The 15469-nt window shown below is 42.5% G+C and carries 12 protein-coding genes; 5 read left to right on the top strand and 7 right to left on the bottom strand.

The window, feature by feature from the left end; translation table 11 throughout:
* Positions 1 to 24: 24 nt before the first annotated feature.
* The 4 genes from RTN07_RS04760 to aciT all read right to left on the bottom strand — a co-directional run bounded on the left by RTN07_RS04760 (position 25) and on the right by aciT (position 4640).
* Positions 25 to 1176, bottom strand: a complete 1152-nt coding sequence (locus RTN07_RS04760; RefSeq protein ID WP_312176225.1) for an aminotransferase class I/II-fold pyridoxal phosphate-dependent enzyme — start codon at positions 1174 to 1176, stop codon at positions 25 to 27.
* Between the two features lie 72 nt (positions 1177 to 1248).
* Entirely contained in the window at positions 1249 to 2319 is a 1071-nt protein-coding gene (bioB, locus tag RTN07_RS04755; RefSeq protein WP_312176222.1) for a biotin synthase BioB, read from the bottom strand.
* A 112-nt stretch (positions 2320 to 2431) separates the two neighbouring features.
* Entirely contained in the window at positions 2432 to 3850 is a 1419-nt protein-coding gene (locus RTN07_RS04750) for a hypothetical protein (protein ID WP_178086209.1), read from the bottom strand.
* Positions 3851 to 4193: 343 nt separating this feature from the next.
* Positions 4194 to 4640: an AciT family ciprofloxacin tolerance protein gene (aciT, locus tag RTN07_RS04745; RefSeq protein WP_157819387.1), complete on the bottom strand. Its 447-nt coding sequence runs from the start codon at positions 4638 to 4640 to the stop codon at positions 4194 to 4196.
* A gap of 569 nt (positions 4641 to 5209) precedes the next feature.
* On the opposite strand from aciT, the gene glyQ reads away from it, so the two are divergent.
* The 4 genes from glyQ to RTN07_RS04725 all read left to right on the top strand — a co-directional run bounded on the left by glyQ (position 5210) and on the right by RTN07_RS04725 (position 11458).
* Positions 5210 to 6145, top strand: a complete 936-nt coding sequence (gene glyQ, locus RTN07_RS04740) for a glycine--tRNA ligase subunit alpha (protein ID WP_065253959.1) — start codon at positions 5210 to 5212, stop codon at positions 6143 to 6145.
* A 274-nt stretch (positions 6146 to 6419) separates the two neighbouring features.
* Positions 6420 to 7289 (top strand): sulfite exporter TauE/SafE family protein, encoded by an 870-nt coding sequence (locus RTN07_RS04735; RefSeq protein WP_312176219.1) that lies wholly within the window; start codon positions 6420 to 6422, stop codon positions 7287 to 7289.
* A 122-nt stretch (positions 7290 to 7411) separates the two neighbouring features.
* Entirely contained in the window at positions 7412 to 9514 is a 2103-nt protein-coding gene (glyS, locus tag RTN07_RS04730) for a glycine--tRNA ligase subunit beta (RefSeq protein WP_312176218.1), read from the top strand.
* A gap of 657 nt (positions 9515 to 10171) precedes the next feature.
* Positions 10172 to 11458 (top strand): O-acetylhomoserine aminocarboxypropyltransferase/cysteine synthase family protein, encoded by a 1287-nt coding sequence (locus RTN07_RS04725; RefSeq protein ID WP_188875263.1) that lies wholly within the window; start codon positions 10172 to 10174, stop codon positions 11456 to 11458.
* Positions 11459 to 11605: 147 nt separating this feature from the next.
* Here the strand turns inward: RTN07_RS04725 and tsf are convergent, their stop codons facing one another.
* The 3 genes from tsf to msrB all read right to left on the bottom strand — a co-directional run bounded on the left by tsf (position 11606) and on the right by msrB (position 14228).
* Complete coding sequence (tsf, locus tag RTN07_RS04720; RefSeq protein ID WP_096489405.1) at positions 11606 to 12484, bottom strand: translation elongation factor Ts; 879 nt, start codon at positions 12482 to 12484, stop codon at positions 11606 to 11608.
* Positions 12485 to 12712: 228 nt separating this feature from the next.
* The gene (gene rpsB, locus RTN07_RS04715) at positions 12713 to 13486 is read right to left on the bottom strand and encodes a 30S ribosomal protein S2 (protein ID WP_050324911.1); all 774 of its coding nucleotides are present in this window, start codon (positions 13484 to 13486) and stop codon (positions 12713 to 12715) included.
* Positions 13487 to 13757: 271 nt separating this feature from the next.
* On the bottom strand, positions 13758 to 14228 hold the full coding sequence (gene msrB, locus RTN07_RS04710) for a peptide-methionine (R)-S-oxide reductase MsrB (protein ID WP_096489404.1): 471 nt from the start codon (positions 14226 to 14228) through the stop codon (positions 13758 to 13760).
* 160 nt (positions 14229 to 14388) lie between these two features.
* Here msrB and map point away from each other — a divergent pair, with 160 nt between their 5' ends.
* On the top strand, positions 14389 to 15174 hold the full coding sequence (map, locus tag RTN07_RS04705) for a type I methionyl aminopeptidase (protein WP_312176214.1): 786 nt from the start codon (positions 14389 to 14391) through the stop codon (positions 15172 to 15174).
* Positions 15175 to 15469 lie beyond the last annotated feature (295 nt).

Raw genomic sequence — 15469 nt, 5'->3', positions numbered from 1 at the left:
CCTAAAAAAGTCTGCAAATAGCTGTTATTTTAAAGTCTGCATGACAGCAAGTAAATCCGAGATTTGTTGTTCACTATGACGAGCGCTTACGCAAAAGCGTAGCCGTGCTGTGCCTACCGGCACTGTAGGTGGGCGGATTGCCGAGACCCAAAAACCGCGAGATTTTAACGCATTGGCAAGCTGCAGGGTTCTGTCATTATTGCCAATGACCACAGGAATAATGGCGGTGGTCGGTATTTGATTATCAATACCTACTTGCCAATTTTGCTGCACTAGCCCTTGACTGAGCTGTTTGATATTGGCAAGTAATTGATCGCTGCGCAAAGTATCGGTGTGCGACATGGCAATGCTAGTTTCAGTCACGCTGGCAAGCACAGGGGGCATCGCCGTAGTATAAATAAATGAACGGGCAAAATTGACCACATAGTCAATCAACTCACTCGAACCTGCGACAAATGCGCCACTGGTACCTATCGCTTTACCAAAGGTACCGATATAGATATCCGCTTGCGGTTGGGCTTTTTTATAAGCCTGATAGGGCAAACCAAAACCGTGGGCATCATCGACCATCAAGGCGCATTCATAGCGAACCGCTAACGCATGCAGCGCATCCAAATCGGCAATAGTACCATCCATACTAAAAATATGATCGGTGACAATCAGTTTTTGCTTAGCGCTACTTTGCGAAAGCAGCTGCTCTAATTGGCTATAATTGCGATGCCCAAAACGCATGACTTTGGCACGGCTAAGGATTGCTCCATCGACAATGGAGGCATGATTGAGCTTATCACTGAAAATCACGCTGTCTTTACCACACAACGCTTGAATCACACCGACATTCGCCATATACCCTGTGCTAAAAGTTAATGCCCGTTCATAGCCTGTCACTTGGGCAAGGGTGGTATCCAACTGTTCATGCCAAAGCGTATGCCCCGTAATCAAGTGCGACGCGCCACTACCGACTTGCTGGATAGTTTTTGCAGCTTGGCTAAACGCTTGTATGAGTTGTGGGTCGGTGGCAAGTCCCAAATAATCGTTGCTGGCAAAGTTGACGTAGGTTTTGCCATCTATGTCAATGGTGGGCGTCACGCCATGGCTAATGGGTGTCAGTTGACGATACAAGTCTTTTTGGCGCTGTTCATCAAGGGCTGATTGAAGGGCAAAATTGGCTAACATACTTTTCAACTCTGTTAAGGCATCGTTAAAGCATCTAAGAAAAAACCGCCACTTCGGCGGTTTCTTGGCATATCAAACGACAGCCAAACTCCCGATGCGACCATTCATCGCATTGGTCACCGGGATTTGTCTAGGCTCGGCTTTTTCAACCGTCAACCCTAAATCGGCAATCAATTGATCATCATGGTTGGTGGTAGCATTATCGGTGGTCAATAAACGATTCCCATAAAAGAAAGAATTGGCACCTGCCATAAACAACATGGCTTGCTCGGCATCGGTTAAGCCTTCACGACCTGCGGCAATACGCACATAGCTAGTTGGGCAAGCAAGGCGCGTGACAGCAATGGTGCGAATCCACTCAAGCACAGGCAAGCGCGTGCCTTGCAGCTGATCTGCAATCGGCGTGCCTTCAATGGGTACCAGCATATTGATTGGGACTGATTCAGGGGGTTTTGGCAGATTAGCCAGTTCTGTGAGTAGATTGATGCGGTCATCACGACTTTCACCCATACCAATGATACCACCTGAGCAAATATTAATGCCTGCTTGACGCACATGGTCAAGGGTAGTTAGACGGTCATCATAACTACGGGTGGAGACGATATGGTTGTAGTACTCGCGTGAGGTATCAAGGTTATGGTTATAGTAATCTAATCCCGCTTCAGCAAGTACTTGCGCTTGGTTACCGGATAACATGCCAAGCGTCATGCAGGTTTCTAAGCCTAATGCTTTGACTTCTTTAATCAGCTCAACCACATAGGGCATATCTTTATCGTTTGGGTGCTTCCATGCTGCACCCATACAAAAACGGCTAGAGCCAGCGGCTTTGGCTTTTTTGGCCTCGATAATCGCTTTTTGTACTTCGATTTTCTTTTCAGGTTGTAAGTCGGTGCTATGGTGTCCTGACTGTGAGCAATAGCCGCAATCTTCAGGACAATTGCCTGTTTTTATTGATAGCAGGGTACTGACTTGTACCGCATTGGGTGGAAAGTGTTCGCGAAGTTTGTTTTGCGCGAGCAACAGTAAATCCATCAAAGGTAGTTCAAACCAAGCTTGGATTTGCTCGCGAGTTGGGCGGCTTTGGGGGGTCAGTGTGGTGCCAATCGGTTGTTGTGATTGTTGAATTGCTAATAAGTCTGCCATGACAGCTATAATCCTAATTAAAACAAAGCTTAAAATAATAAAAGGTGTCTCATCATACCAAAAAAAAACAACCACCTAAAGTGATTGTTTTTTATCATTTAATGACAATGGCTTATTTGTCTTGAGAGCTATCACCACGAGTAATGGAAATATTGGTGATAGGTGATTTATCATCACTGACTGCGCTAGTTTTGACATTGTCGGCAATGACCTCATCAGACGCATGCTTTGCCTCAATCTCAGCAGATTTACGCAGCGCAGGCGTTAAGTTGTCATTATCCGCTGATTTGGCAAACACGTTGTCAGGACGGATACTATCATTATCTGCTGTAATATCTTTAGCCGTACTATCTTGAGCGTTAGTAGTATCTTTAGCCGCTTCATACTTCTCTTCGATGGCTTTATTATCGGATGCATCAGAATCACTGGCTGTTTCGTCGGTCAGCGTTTGCTTAGCTTGTTCGACTTTATCTTTTGCCTCGCTGACTTTTTCTTTGGCTTCATCGTTTAGCGCATCTAGTTTGTCATCGGCTTGGGTTTTTAATTCTTCAACCTTTGATTTAGCATCATCTAGTTTTTCACCTGCCAAGCTTTTAACATCAGCTAATTTTTCAGCTGCTTGGTCTTTGACGTCTTCAAGCTTGGTTTTAGCATCCGCAAGTTTATCATCTTTGGCTGCTTTTGCTTCATCAAGCTTTTCAGTGGCAGTTTCTTTAGCATCGTCAATTTTATCAGCCGCTTGCGCTTTAACCTCATCCAACTTTTCTTTGGTTTCGCCAAGTTTTTCGTTAGCGGTGTCTTTAATATCCGCTAATTTTCCGCTCGCATCTTCTTTGAGGGCATCGATTTTTTCTTTGGCTTCGGTTTTTAGCTCATCAAATTTTTCCACCGCATCATCTTTAATTTCAGCCGCTTTCGCCTTAAGGGTGTCTAATTTGCTCGTAGCTTCAGAATCACTGTCAGCATTGACATCTTTGGTGTTGGCTTCATTAAAGTATTTGCTGCTACCAGATGCTTTACCCGCGCTCGCGCCCCCAATCATTGCTAGGGCTTTGCTGCAAAGTTCTTTAGCAAAAGGTGTGGCTTTTTCAATCAAGGGTTTTGCTTGTTCAACCACAGGTTTAAGTGGCTCAGGTACTTTTGGCACAATAAATTTTGCGATTTGGTTAAACCACATTAGCAGTGAATAATCACCGGACATTTTTAAGTCACCATTTTGGATGCCCGTCATAAATGCCGTCGCCTCACCTTTAGTGAGCAATTTCACACCCGTCATTGAGTCTTTAAAGGTAATCGTCAATGTTGGCTCTTTGGCTGGACCTGCATGTTGGCTAAAAGTACCGTTATTAATCTCATAATAGCGTGACGTTTGTTCCGCGTCGCTGCCGAGTTGAATGGTAAAATTACGGTTTTCTAATAAGCCTTTAAATTTGTCATCGCCCATTTTGGCAAGTTGGGTTAGACGCAAGCCAACGGCAAACAATAATACGTCAAGGGGATCTGATTTGATTTGGGTTAATTGAGATAACATACGTGTCCTCCAAAATTATAGATTTTATAGATATTGCAATGCTCAAGGTCTTTTAATAAATGATAATAATTAAGTCATTCACTTCAAAGAGATTATAATTCGCTACTACAAAGGATTTAATAGCTTTGTTATACAATATATTATAAGGTCATCGATGCCAAGTTACAGTAATGTTTAACATACCAGTATCATTTTTTGTAATCAAAGCGTTTGATTTGTGTATTTGAGCAGCGTAAGACAGCGAATCTTTTACCTTTTATCAAGCTAAAGCGCATAAAAAACCCATCAACATGATGGGTTAAATAACTTGCTACTAATTAGCAATAAGGGGATAGGATTTTTATTAGTGTTTTGAGTCAAACACAGAAGCATGACGAACAAAGTTTTGATGAAAATCAGTATCTTTTTCTAATACCACAGGACGATGACCGGCGCTCATTTGAATACTACTTTTTAACATGGTTTGGTTGGTAGTAGCTTGACTTGCGGCTTTGTTAAACTTAGGTTTTCCATTTAACGCTATCACAATTGGAATCATCGATAAGCCAATTGCCGCCACATACGCATCTGTGCCAGTCAACGATGACAGCGTAACGACTGCCCAATGTAGCCCTTCCACCGAAATCCAGTACACCATACCCAATATAAAATAGCCCAATACAAAACGATAAGGGGTAAAAGCAATCGCTAGCATACCGACAGTCACTAGAACGATTAAAAACAACCAGTTAGAAGTTAACGACGTAGCAGCTAATAATAGACTTGCCGAAATAAGCATGGTTGACCTCATGAAAAGTTATTGAAAACAATTACTTAAGATAAGTTAAGTAAAAGCTTGTATAGGTTATTATGGCGGTAAAAGATGAAAATTAAAAGTCAAAACCCAACTAAAACGACAATGGATGACGTATCAAATTTGGCTGATTTATCTTAAAAAAAACGATTAAAAAAGCTAAAAGCGCATAAAAAAAGCTAACAATCAATCGTCGAAATCACTTGTTCAAGGTTAACAGGAATTTTCGTAAATCTAGTAAAAAAGTGCTAAAATGCGGTAACTGATTTGTCGCGAAATGTATATTGTTTTAATGCTTTGTAGTTTTGCCCACCGCTTAATTTGCTCAATAACCATGGTTATATATAGCTAAAAAATTGGATAAGTTTGCTATTTTGGGCGTTTTAAGTAAAAATATCGTTCGGCAATTGTACCGCCTATTTTAAGTGCTATTTGCGACGCAAAAAAATTTAAATTTTTAATGTGACTAATTAAAAAAACTGACGCTTTATCAAAATTAACTGGACAACTATTTTGATAAACACGGTTTGCCTAATCACCGACTATATAGTGGTAATTCTCGTATGATGACGTTTCAACAATTGATTTTAACTTTGCAAAATTATTGGGCAGAAAAAGGCTGTGTGGTGTTACAGCCTTACGATATGGAAATGGGTGCAGGCACGTTTCATACCGCCACTTTCTTACGAGCATTAGGTCCAGAGCGTTGGCATGCCGCTTATGTGCAGCCATCACGCCGTCCAACGGATGGTCGCTATGGCGACAACCCAAACCGGTTACAACATTATTATCAGTTCCAAGTGGTACTCAAGCCCAATCCACCTGATATTCAAGAATTGTACTTGGGGTCACTCAAAGCGATTGGCATTGATACCTTAACGCATGATGTCCGTTTTGTAGAAGACAACTGGGAATCACCAACGCTTGGTGCATGGGGGCTTGGTTGGGAAGTTTGGCTCAATGGCATGGAAGTTACCCAGTTTACTTACTTTCAGCAAGTCGGTGGTATTGAATGTTTTCCTGTGACAGGAGAAATCACGTACGGTCTTGAGCGCCTTGCCATGTATATCCAAGGCGTGGACAGTGTGTATGACTTGGTATGGACGGATGGCGAATTTGGTCGTGTCACCTATGGCGATGTATTCCACCAAAACGAAGTAGAGCAATCGACCTACAACTTTGAACATGCCGATGTGGCAAAAATGTTTGAATTATTTGATTTTTATGAAAGCCAAGCCGATAAGTTGGTCGGTCTTAATCTGCCGCTGCCTGCGTATGAAATGGTGCTCAAAGCGTCACATACCTTTAACTTGTTGGATGCGCGTGGGGCGATTTCAGTCACTGAGCGTCAGCGCTTTATTTTGCGTGTGCGCACCTTGGCACGTAAGGTCGCACAAAGCTATGTAGAAACGCGCGCCAAATTGGGCTTCCCATTGGCGGATGATGCACATAAAGCAGATGCGTTAGAAAAATATCTACCAAAAGAAGCTATTTCAAAATAACAGATGAAAGAAGCGGATAAATAACAATAGCTTCTGTCAAATCGACGAAAAAATTTTCTTTGAACGGTCAAATTAAAAAGGGCAATAGATAGTTTCTATTGCCTTTTTTCTTGCCTTATTTTATTGCTTATTTTGTTATCAACGCTAATAAAAAATATCAAATTATCAGAATATTCTAATCTCGCATATTTATATCAAAAATCGCCACAGGGCAACGACGCGCTATTCTACTACAATAGCCGCAGCAAATAAGCCAGGTAACAAGGGGCGGTGAGTGGAACTTTATTTTATTTTAGCGGGTATTTTTGTCGGATTTTGCGTGGGTGTGACGGGCGTGGGCGGTGGGTCACTGATGACGCCGATTCTGATTTTACTGCTAAAAGTAGAGCCGCATATTGCTGTTGGCACCGATTTGCTATACGCCGCTATTTCCAAGTTTTTTGGTGGTGTGGTACATTTTAAAAAATCAAATGTCGTTTGGCCAATCGTGCTATGGCTAGCGATTGGTAGTATTCCAGCCTCCATTGTCACCAATTATCTCGTCGCTACTTACTTGGGTAATATCAACGCCATTAAACTCATCATGACCTTGATATTGGGCGTGATGTTGACCATTACCGGGATTTCGCTGATTTTTCGCAACCGTATTGAGGCGTTTTTTGATAAATACCGCAAAAATGACCAAACTGACAGCCTCACCTCCCAAATCCCTAAATATAAATTAGTGCTGATGGGCATATTGCTCGGGGTAGTAGTGACCTTATCGTCGGTTGGGGCAGGGGCATTTGGTGTCATGGCGCTGGTGCTGATTTTTCCCCAATTGCCCCTCATTCGTATCATCGGCTCAGATGTGGTACATGCGGTGCTATTAACCTTGGTCGCAGGTCTCGGACATTTGCTGTCAGGCAGTGTGGATTTTCACATGCTGACCTTTTTGCTCATTGGCGCGATTCCTGCCATTATTGTAGGCACATTATTGAGCAGTAAATTACCTGAGAAAAAATTGCGCCCGATTTTAGGGGTGACGCTGTTGTTGTTAGGCATTAACTTTGTCGTCAATCCTGCCAAAGCCAAACCAAAAGCGGCGGTCAATACGCCAGTCGCTACAACCGCTGCAACGACTTCGGCAAGTGCCAGCCGATAAGTTTAATTTTCGTTTTGCGCTGACGGTTTTCTTGATTTGCCCCAATGATGGGGCATTTTTATGGCTTAAATTTCTGCTATAATCGCCTATATTTACCCTATTTGAATCAACAAGGCTTTAGCATGTCTACTATTTTATTTGAACTTGGCACCGAAGAATTGCCCCCAAAAAATCTAAAAACATTGCGCGATGCACTTAACGACCATGTCACCCAATCGCTAACAGATGCCAATATTCGCTTTGATACCATTAAAAGCTTTGCCGCCCCGCGTCGCCTTGCCTTACAGATTCAAGGAATTAGTGAAAAACAGCCCGATAAAATCGAACAAAAACGCGGTCCTGCAGTCAAAGCTGCCTATGATAAGGACGGTAATCCAACCAAAGCGGCACAAGGGTTTGCCCAAGGCTTGGGTATTGACGTCAAGGATTTGATTACCATCAAGGGTGATAAAGGCGATTATATCGGCTATGAAATGAATATCATCGGTCAGCCTGTGGCTGATTTACTACCGAGTATTTTTCAAAAAGCCTTAGATGAGTTGCCGATTGCCAAACGCATGCGTAGTGGCGCAGAGCGTTCCGAGTTTGTTCGCCCTGTCAAATGGTTGGTGCTACTCAAAGACGACCAAGTGCTGCCAGCAACGATTCAAGGGTTAATGTCAGGTGAGACAGGGTCGCAGGGCGTTGAACTGGGTCGTTATAGTCTCGGACATCGTTTCCATCATCCTGATAAGGTTAGAATTGACACGGCGGACAGCTATGAGCAAAACCTTGCCGAGGCGCACGTTATCGCTGATTTTGACAAACGCCAACAACAGATTAAAGCGCAAGTCCAACAGCTTGCCGATGAAGTAGGGGCGACCGCTATCGTACCGCAAGATTTGCTTGATGAAGTCACTGCGCTGGTCGACTACCCAGTAGCGCTACGCGCAAGCTTTGAGCCACGATTTTTACAAGTGCCGCAAGAGGCCTTGATTAGCACCATGCAGGCGGATCAAAAATATTTTTGTTTGACTGACAGCCAAGGTAAATTACAGCCTTATTTTATCTTTATCAGTAACATTGACAGTAAAGATAAAGCGCAAGTGATTGCTGGTAACGAAAAAGTGGTACGTCCACGCCTTGCCGATGCCGAGTTTTTCTTTTTACAAGACCAAAAACAGCCATTATTTGCACTGACTGAAAATCTCAAAACCCGCGTATTCCAAGATAAGTTAGGGACAATTTGGGAAAAATCTGAGCGTATTGCCAAGTTAGCTGCTTTTATTGCTACCCAAATTGGCGAAGACGTTGAGCAAACGGCACGAGCAGGCTTGCTGTCAAAAGCAGACCTTGCCAGTACCTTGGTGGGTGAGTTTCCAGAATTACAAGGCGTGGCAGGGACTTACTATGCGCGTTTAAACCAAGAGCCAGAAGCAGTGGCGGCGGCAATCGAAGAGCAATATCTACCAAAATTTAGCGGCGATAAACTACCCGCGACCAACATTGGAACGGCGCTGGCATTAGCAGACCGTTTGGATACGCTGGTCGGTATTTTTGGCATTGACCAAGCGCCAACCGGTTCAAAAGACCCGTTTAGTCTGCGCCGTGCGGCGATTGGGGTACTGCGTATTTTGATTGAGAAGCAACTGCCATTAAATTTGGTAGTATTGCTTGAGCAAGCTTTATTGGGTTATGTAGGCAAAATTGACGACTTACCAAAAACTTTTAAACAAGTGATGGAGTTTATCAATTCACGCTACCGTGCCATGTATGAAGACCAAGGCGTGAGCGTGGATACAATTATGGCGGTACAGGCGCTACAACCGCAAGTGCCAATGGATTTTGACCATCGTATCAAAGCCGTCCAAGCTTTCCGTGATTTGCCACCCGCCAAACAACTTGCCGAGGCCAATAAACGCGTTGCCAATATTTTAGCCAAGGCTGAGGGTGAGATTGCAAGCCAAATACAAACGGCTTATTTACAAGAACCTGCCGAAAAAGCATTGTATCAAGCGGTGCAAACTGCAGCGCAAAGTATTGAGCCCCACCAACATACTGACAACGCCAACTACACCCAGATTTTACAATCGCTAGCCACGCTGCAGCAGCCATTGGATGACTTCTTTGAGCAGGTGATGGTGAATAGTGAAGATGCTAATCTTAAAGCCAATCGGTTGGCGCTGCTAAAAAAAGTGCGTGGGTTGTTTTTAACGGTTGCAGATATCAGTGAGTTACAGCTATAAGCTAATTTAGACACGAGTTAACGCTTTAATCATAGGGCTTCGATACAATGGCTTTAATACCCCTGCTTTAATATCATTGGTTAAACCCATACTGACAACGGTCATTATGGGTTTTTTTACAAGCTAAAGATACTTTTACGCTTGTTTTCACTAAATTGGCAGGCTAGTTTACGCGTATTTGATACTATTTTAAGGGTATTTTCGTCTGAATTGCTCTCTAGGGTTTATTCTGGTGTGACCAGCTTCAACACTTTTGTTAGATTAGGTATTTAACGGTGGGGCGTTCTCCATGATTTATCTTTTCTAGTTCATTATCGCTAATTTATTTTTTCTAATTTATCTTCGTCTAGAGTAATTACGTGAAAGCCCGTAATAATGATGGCTTGTTTCATTCCATGGTGGTTACCAAAAGGTAGCGGGTTCTTTTATAAAGCCTATTCGCAAAGCTTAGTGGTGCTGTGTTTGTTTGTCTATCATTGGTGGTTATCAATGGATATATGGCGCACTTTTAGAGGCCAAGTCACTATAAATCTATATTCCAAAACATGCCATTAATGTTCCAATAATGCTCTATTGTGAATTTGCAAAATTGATTAGCAAATCGCTACAATGCAAAAGAGATTTTTTTGCTAATTAAACTAAATTAAAGGAATATATATGAGCCCACCGCATCGCCCAGAAACGCTCGCTATTCATGCAGGGTACGAACCAGAACCAACCACCAAAGCTGTCGCTGTCCCTATCTACCACACCAGTTCGTATGCCTTTGATAACACCCAACACGGTGCTGACCTTTTTGATCTGAAAGTTGCCGGCAATATCTACACCCGTATCATGAACCCAACCAACGCTGTGCTTGAAGCGCGTATGGCAGCGTTAGAAGGCGGCATCGGCGCATTAACGGTGGCATCCGGGATGGCGGCGATTACTTATACCATCCAAACGCTATGTGAGGCAGGTGATAACATCGTCTCAGTATCAACTTTATATGGCGGTACTTACAACTTATTTGCCCATGCGTTGCCACGTCAAGGTATCGAAGTGCGTTTTTTTGATTATACCCAACCTGAGACCTTGGTTGATTTGATTGATGAACGTACTAAATTGGTATTTGGCGAAAGTATTGGCAATCCATTGGGTAACGTGCTGGATATCGCAAAAATTAGCGAATTTGCTCATAGCAAAGGCGTACCTGTGGTAATTGATAATACCGTCGCCACGCCAACATTGTGCCGTCCATTTGAGCATGGGGCTGATATTGTGATTCATTCATTGACCAAATATGTGAGCGGTTCGGGCACGTCGGTGGGTGGGGTGATTATCGATAGTGGTAAATTTGATTGGGGCGCTCACAAAGAACGTTTCGCGATTTTAAATACCCCAGATGCCAGCTATCATGGTGTCAATTTTGTCGAAGCCATGGGTGCTGCGGCGTTTATTGCCCGTGCACGCGTTGCGCCCTTACGTAATACCGGTGCGGCACTAAGCCCAATGAACGCTTGGCAAATTATGCTTGGGCTAGAGACGTTAGCCTTGCGCATGGAGCGACATTGCCAAAATGCCCAAGCCGTGGCAGAATTTTTAAACCATCATCCGCAAGTGGCTTGGGTCAAGTACGCAGGATTAACCGACCATCCAGAGCATAAGCTTGCGCAAACATACTTTGGTGGTAAGCCATCAGCGATTCTAACCTTTGGGTTAAAGGGCGGTCGTGAAGCAGGGGCGAAGTTCATTGATGCGCTACAATTAATTACCCGTTTGGTCAATATCGGTGATGCCAAGTCACTCGCTTGTCACCCTGCAACTACTACACACCGCCAGTTAAATGCTGAAGAGTTGCAAAAAGCAGGTGTCAGCGAAGACATGATTCGTTTATCCATTGGTATTGAGCATATTGACGACATCAAAGCTGACCTTGAGCAAGCGTTAGCCGCAGCCAAATAATCGTCATACATATAAATAAGCGCTTGACATAAAAAAGCGAGCCTTCAACTCGCTTTTTTGAATTTAAAAAATAAAAAATTAGACAAAAAAACACCCCAAATGAATGGGGTATTTTTAATAAGTCTACAACCTAGCGGTTGTCGCTTATTATTTAGCTGCTGCTGCTTGTGCCGCTGCCACTTCTTCAGCGAAGTTTTCTTGTTTTTTCTCGATGCCTTCACCCACTTCTAAGCGTTTGAATGCTTTAACCGTCATACCTTCAGATTTTAATATATCGCCAACTTTTTTCTCGTTGTCGATAACGTAAGGTTGGTTCAACAAAGTCACTTCGTTCAAGTACTTTTGTAGACCACCTGTGATCATTTTTTCAATCACGGCGTCTGGTTTGCCAGATTCTTTCGCTTTCGCTTCGATGATGTCTTTTTCACGCGCTAGAATATCAGCAGGTACATTGGCTTCATCAACGGCGATTGGGTTGAATGCTGCAACTTGCATCGCTACGTGTTTTGCGGTGTCTGCATTGCCACCTTCAACAGAAACCACTACACCAATACGGATACCGTGACGGTAAGAGGCTAGGTTGTCACCTTCAATCACTTCTGCACGGCGTACTTGGATATTTTCGCCGATTTTTTGTACGAGCTCAACACGGGCTTCTTCAACCGTTTGACCATCGCCATACGGCAATGCAGAGATAGCCGCTACATCAGTGGTATCGTTAGCAAGCGCCAGTTCAGCTACTTTGTTTGCAAATGCGGTGAAGTTAGCATCTTTTGCCACGAAGTCAGTTTGACAGTTTACTTCAAGTAGTAAGGCTTTGTTACCTTCTTGAGCGATAATGATAGCACCATCAGCAGCAATGTTACCTGCTTTTTTAGCAGCTTTTGCTTGACCTGATTTACGCAGGTTATCGATTGCGGTTTCGATGTCGCCGTCTGCTTCTTGCAGGGCTTTTTTACATTCCATCATACCAAGACCTGTACGGTCACGTAATTCTTTTACCAGTTTTGCACTAATTTCTGCCATGAGATACCTCAATTGATTATCATTATAGATGAGAATTGGGTTGTTTATTGTCTAAAAATTTGAAGATTAAAGGACAAAAATGGGTGATTTTTGCCCTTTAATATTACGCTACAAATTCGAATTTTTATAAACCAATTTTGTGTTTACCTATCAAAGTTAGTTTATAAAATTTTGATGACAGTATCATAACAACCTAAGCAATGCGCTGCTATGATACTACGGTAACCATTATTCTGCCGCAGCTTCTGCTGGTGCTTCAGTTACTGCTTCTTCTTGATTTGCTGCTTTGCCGCCTTGAGTTTTAGCGTATTCTTTACCAGCGATAATTGCATCTGCAACCGCTGATACGTATAGCGTTACCGCACGAATCGCATCGTCATTGGCAGGAATGACATAATCTACGTCATCTGGGTTTGAGTTTGTATCAACGATACCAATAACAGGGATACCTAAGTTTTTTGCTTCTTTGATTGCAATCGCTTCATGGTCAACGTCAACCACAAAAATTGCATCAGGTAGACCGTTCATGTTTTTGATACCGCCTAAGGCACGCTCAAGTTTTTCCATTTCGCGAGTACGCTCTAACGCTTCACGTTTGGTTAACTTAGCAAACGTACCATCTTCAGCTTGTTTTTCGTATTCTTTCAAACGAGTAATTGACTGACGGATGGTTTTCCAGTTGGTTAACATGCCACCTAACCAGCGATGGTCAACATAAGGCATACCAGCGCGAGCGGCTTGTTCGCTGATAACGTTGCTTGCTGCACGTTTAGTACCAACAAATAGTACTTTGTTGCCACGTGCTGCTTCACGATTTACGAAGTTTAGTGCTTCGTTCATCGCTTTAACGGTGTGCTCAAGGTTGATGATGTGAATTTTGTTACGTGCACCAAAAATAAATTTGCCCATTTTTGGATTCCAAAAACGAGTTTGGTGACCAAAGTGTGCACCGGCTTCTAAAAGATCACGCATTGAAACTTGGGTAGGATTAGCTGACGCCATGAGATTTCCTTAAGTAAAGTTGGGTTATGCCTCCACATTACCGATTAAGCCGATTTGCAAACACGCATCAAAATCTACAGGATTTTAATTAATCAAATTTGCAAACACCCAGCTTAACTCTTATCAAGTTTGTTAGCTTGAAAATAGCAATGTGTGTGTCATGTTAGTAAATAAAAAAAGCAATCTGCCATTTCAAGATAAAATGACAAACTGCTATTTTAACACATTTTTATATGGTTAAGCTATATGTTTTAGCAAATGCAGATGGTAATTATTCAACCAATCCGATTAAGTCACCATAACCTTCTTGTTCCATCTCATCTACAGGGATGAAACGTAGCGATGCGCCATTGATGCAATAGCGCATGCCGCCAAGCTCAGGAAGACCGTCATTAAACACATGGCCTAAATGCGAATCAGCAACACGGCTGCGTACTTCAGTACGTCGCATACCGTGACTGTCATCAAACAATTCATTGATTACTGCTGTATCAATCGGTTTGCTAAAGGCGGGCCAACCACAACCTGAGTCATACTTGTCCGATGAGCTAAAAAGCGGCTCACCACTCACAATATCCACATAGATACCACGTTCAAATTGGTGATCATATTCATGACTAAAAGGGCGTTCAGTGCCGTTTTGCTGTGTCACATAATATTGCTCATCATTCAAATTTGCCTTGATTTCAGCTTCAGACGGTCTTACATACTTCTGTGTATCGATATTAATTGAATTAGCCATAGACGTTCCCAGCCTTTGTTGTCATTGTAGAACATCACAATAGTTACAACCCTTCCAAAATTCAAGTAACAACTGTTTAAACAAATAGTAGTTTTGTGAAAAAGGCGAAAAGCGCTATAATACGTCTTCTTAAATTTTTGTAAAATCAGATAATTATTGTATGAAAACACTATTAAATAACCCGGAAGCCGTTGAAAAAATGCGCGTCGCTGGTAAGTTAGCCGCCGACGTCTTAGTGATGTTAGATGAATATGTCAAAGAAGGTGTAACGACAGGGGCATTAGACAAGCTTGCCCACGACTATATTGTCGATATCCAAAAAGCCATTCCTGCCAATGTCGGCTATCATGGCTACCAGCATACGCTTTGTACCTCAATCAACCATGTTGTTTGTCATGGTATTCCCGATGACAGCCGTATCCTAAAAGAGGGCGATATCGTCAATATTGATGTCACAGTGATAAAAGATGGCTATCATGGTGATACTTCAAAAATGTGGATTATCGGTGAAGGATCTATCATGGCGCAGCGTATCTGCAAAATTGCCCAAGACGCACTATATGCAGGGATGAAAGCTGTTCGCAATGGCGCCTATGTAGGCGATATTGGCGCAGCGATTCAAGCGGTGGCTGAACCCGAGCGTTTTAGCGTAGTAAGAGAATATTGCGGACATGGAATTAGTGACGTATACCATGATGAACCACAAATTCTGCACTATGGTAAAAAAAATACCGGTTTACAACTGACGACAGGCATGACATTTACCATTGAACCAATGATTAACCAAGGTGTATGGCAAACCAAAACCTTACCCGATAAATGGACGGTAATTACTAAAGACCGTAAATTGTCCGCCCAATGGGAACACACACTGATGGTCACTGAAAACGGCTGTGAAGTGTTTACCAAGCGTCCAGAAGAAGATTTGAGTTTTTTAAACAGTTAAAATATGAATAAAATCATTAATATAAAAGAAAGTTAGTAATTAATTTAAAATTATTTATATTTTCCTGTTGACACCCATTTAGATTCACGTATAATACGCCACCACTGAGCGACGAAGAGTTTACAAATAAGTAAAACAAGTTACGAAGCTTAGCAAGAATTAAAATAAAGCTTGACAGCGTAAAACAAAACGTATTACAATATCAAGCTCACCAGATGATAGACGATATCTTTGGTACATTAAATAACAACGAACACAAGAACAACTTGTGTGGATTTTCACTTAGGGCGATAAA

Source organism: Moraxella sp. CTOTU46934, from assembly GCF_031979465.1.
GTDB lineage: Bacteria > Pseudomonadota > Gammaproteobacteria > Pseudomonadales > Moraxellaceae > Faucicola > Faucicola tetraodonis.
The sequence above is the reverse complement of the archived record's forward strand: the minus strand, read 5'-3'. Positions and strand labels throughout refer to the sequence as shown.

Coding starts and splice junctions, on each gene's coding strand:
- bioB (WP_312176222.1), bottom strand. CDS start 2,319: ATGGCAGACTTATTAGCAATTCAACAATCACAACAACCGATTGGCACC.
- RTN07_RS04760 (WP_312176225.1), bottom strand. CDS start 1,176: ATGTTAGCCAATTTTGCCCTTCAATCAGCCCTTGATGAACAGCGCCAA.
- glyS (WP_312176218.1), top strand. CDS start 7,412: ATGTCTACTATTTTATTTGAACTTGGCACCGAAGAATTGCCCCCAAAA.
- rpsB (WP_050324911.1), bottom strand. CDS start 13,486: ATGGCGTCAGCTAATCCTACCCAAGTTTCAATGCGTGATCTTTTAGAA.
- msrB (WP_096489404.1), bottom strand. CDS start 14,228: ATGGCTAATTCAATTAATATCGATACACAGAAGTATGTAAGACCGTCT.
- aciT (WP_157819387.1), bottom strand. CDS start 4,640: ATGAGGTCAACCATGCTTATTTCGGCAAGTCTATTATTAGCTGCTACG.
- RTN07_RS04750 (WP_178086209.1), bottom strand. CDS start 3,850: ATGTTATCTCAATTAACCCAAATCAAATCAGATCCCCTTGACGTATTA.
- map (WP_312176214.1), top strand. CDS start 14,389: ATGAAAACACTATTAAATAACCCGGAAGCCGTTGAAAAAATGCGCGTC.
- glyQ (WP_065253959.1), top strand. CDS start 5,210: ATGACGTTTCAACAATTGATTTTAACTTTGCAAAATTATTGGGCAGAA.
- RTN07_RS04725 (WP_188875263.1), top strand. CDS start 10,172: ATGAGCCCACCGCATCGCCCAGAAACGCTCGCTATTCATGCAGGGTAC.
- tsf (WP_096489405.1), bottom strand. CDS start 12,484: ATGGCAGAAATTAGTGCAAAACTGGTAAAAGAATTACGTGACCGTACA.